The organism is Streptococcus sp. HMSC056C01, from assembly GCF_001811305.1.
Taxonomy (GTDB): Bacteria; Bacillota; Bacilli; order Lactobacillales; family Streptococcaceae; genus Streptococcus.
This window is the reverse complement of the sequence record NZ_KV804198.1, coordinates 1-2,666: the sequence shown is the minus strand read 5'-3', so window position 1 is coordinate 2,666 and position 2,666 is coordinate 1. Positions and strand designations below refer to the sequence as shown.

The window sequence follows — 2,666 nt, the reverse complement described above, 5'->3', positions numbered from 1 at the left end:
GTATTTTAACATTAAACTTTGTAGATGTCAACTTAAAATCCACCAATTAATAATTGCATGTCAATATTTGTATTGTGAAACTAGTTTCAGAAATATATAGTCTTAAAGTATGTCCACTGCCAATGGTTTTTTCAATATTTAAGAGGAGATTTATAATGGTTCATTTCTATAAATTTATAAACGAGTTATATATTTTGTTTAACCAATTATTAACTATTTTTATCAATAATCTCTTCATTAATTTGTACTTTTTAATTTTGATTTATTTTTCGTGCATATTTTATATGAATTTAATTCTAATACATTTTAAATAAAAAATACGCAATTTTAATTAGCACTGACCCCCGTAAATGAGAATTAAATAAAAACACCTCCAAGTTGGATTTGGTACAATATAATCAAATGCTCATGGAGGTGGCTTTTTATGGTTAAAAAACGTGTGGAGACGGTGGTATTATTGTCAAGAAAATAGAATAACAAGCTATAAAACTGTCGAAATAGGTGGCTTTTAGGATTTTAACAGAAATCAGTTCTATAATAAATTAAAAATCGTGTTGGTAGAAAAATCGTCTACTTCTACCAACACGATTTTACAAAGAGCCATTACTTACATCTCTTTTTCTCCTGTAAAACTATTGTATCTTGATGCTTTAAGGAGTTTCCATCATTCAATCTGTTAACCGTTATTTTTTGGATCTAAACGTAATAACATCGCATTAATGGCGACGATGACTGTTGACACAGACATTAGGATTGCTCCTAATGCAGGGCTTAATGTGATACCAATAGGAGCCAAAATTCCTGCAGCTAGAGGGATAGCTATAAAGTTATAACCAGCTCCCCAAAATAGGTTTTGTTTCATTTTACGAGTTGTTTTGTGTGCTAAATCAATGAATGAACCAATATCTCCTGGATCGGATTGAGTCAATATGACATCAGCTGAATCCAACGCAACTTGAGTTCCAGCACCTATAGCTATACCAACATCTGCTAAGGCAAGAGAAGGAGCATCATTTACACCATCACCTACCATGATAACTTTCTTTCCTTCATCTTTAAGTGTTTTAACTAACTCATATTTATCTTGTGGAGATTGATTTGATCTATATTCAATCCCTAAATCTGCTGCCGCGCCTTGAGCCGCTTTTTCATTATCACCTGTTGCCATAATTGGTCGAATATTGTTCTTTTTAAGAGCTTTAATTAACTCTTTACTCGTTGGTTTTAATTCGTCCCCTAAAGCTACAGCACCAATGGCATCATCGTTTTCTACTAAGACACTAAGAGTTGCTCCTTTTGGAGTATCCATATCAAGATTACGTCCATAGGCTTTTTGACTGATTAATTGGTAACGGTGCCCACCTGCTTTACCCTCTACTCCAGAACCGGAAATCACATCAATCGAATCAAAAGATGCTGGACGTATATTTTGCTGCTCGGCGAAACTTACAATTGATTGAGCAATTGGGTGGCTAGATCCTCCTTCAATACCTGCCAATAAGGCAATGATTTCCTCTTTTGTATATTTGTCATTAAGAAGTTTTACATCTAATACTTTAAATTCACCAGTTGTTAAAGTACCCGTTTTATCTAAAATCATCACATCTGCATCTTGAGCTATTTCTAAGGCTTGGCGGTCTTTTACTAGTAAGCCACGGCTAGCTCCTAAGCTTGTGCTACGGGCGGTTACCAATGGAATAGCCAGACCCAATGCGTGCGGACAAGCAATAACTAATGTAGTAATAGTAAATATAACTGCCGTTGGGATATCTCCAATAATCATCCACACTACAAAAGCAATTAGCGCGACAATAACAGCAATATAGAAGAGCCACCCTGCAACCTTTTGCGCAATATTTTCTGCCCTGGAAGGCTGACTTTGAGCTTGGCTGATTAAATTCTGTACTTGAGAGATAAAGGATTGATCACCTGTCTCAAGCACTTTAATATAAAGAACCCCTTCTCCATTTGTTGAGCCCCCGATTACTTCATCACCAGGGCCTTTTTTTACTGCTTTTGACTCCCCAGTTAGAAGAGCTTCATTTAAACGTGATTCGCCACGCTCGATAATCCCGTCTGCTGGCACATTTTCTCCGGCTTGAACACGAATTAAATCACCTACCTGTAAGTCAGCAACTGGTCGTGTTTCAATTGAATCGTCTTCTAATACAACGTGAGCATCTTTCGGCACTAACTTAGCCAATGCTGCTTGCGCGTCTCCTGCTTCTCCAATAGCTTTCATCTCAATCCAGTGACCTAATAGCATGATTAATAGTAATGAAGCAAATTCAAAGAAAAAGTCCATCAAGTGTTCACCCGTTACGTAGGTAATGATCACAGCATAAATACTATATAAATATGAAACACTTATACCTAAAGAAACGAGTGCCATCATTCCAGGTTTTTTTGTTTAAATTCGTCAACTGCACCTTGATAGAATGGACGTCCCCCATAAATAATTAATATAGTAGATAAAATAGCTACTACAATATCAGAATATGGAAAAGTAAACTGGAATGGTAGTTTAAATCCATGCAAAGGGGAAAAGAACATAATAATGATTCCTAGTGGCAATGACTTTAAGAAAAGTTCCTTAAAGCTTCCGTGATGATGGTGGGCATGTCCACTGTGCCCGCTGTGATTATGCTCACTGTGCCCGCTGTGAT

The 2,666-nt window shown here is 36.4% G+C and carries 1 pseudogene; it reads right to left on the bottom strand.

What is annotated here, in order from left to right:
• Nucleotides 1-676 precede the first annotated feature (676 nt).
• A pseudogene (locus tag HMPREF2795_RS04920) lies at nucleotides 677-2,666 on the bottom strand (heavy metal translocating P-type ATPase); the annotation flags it as partial.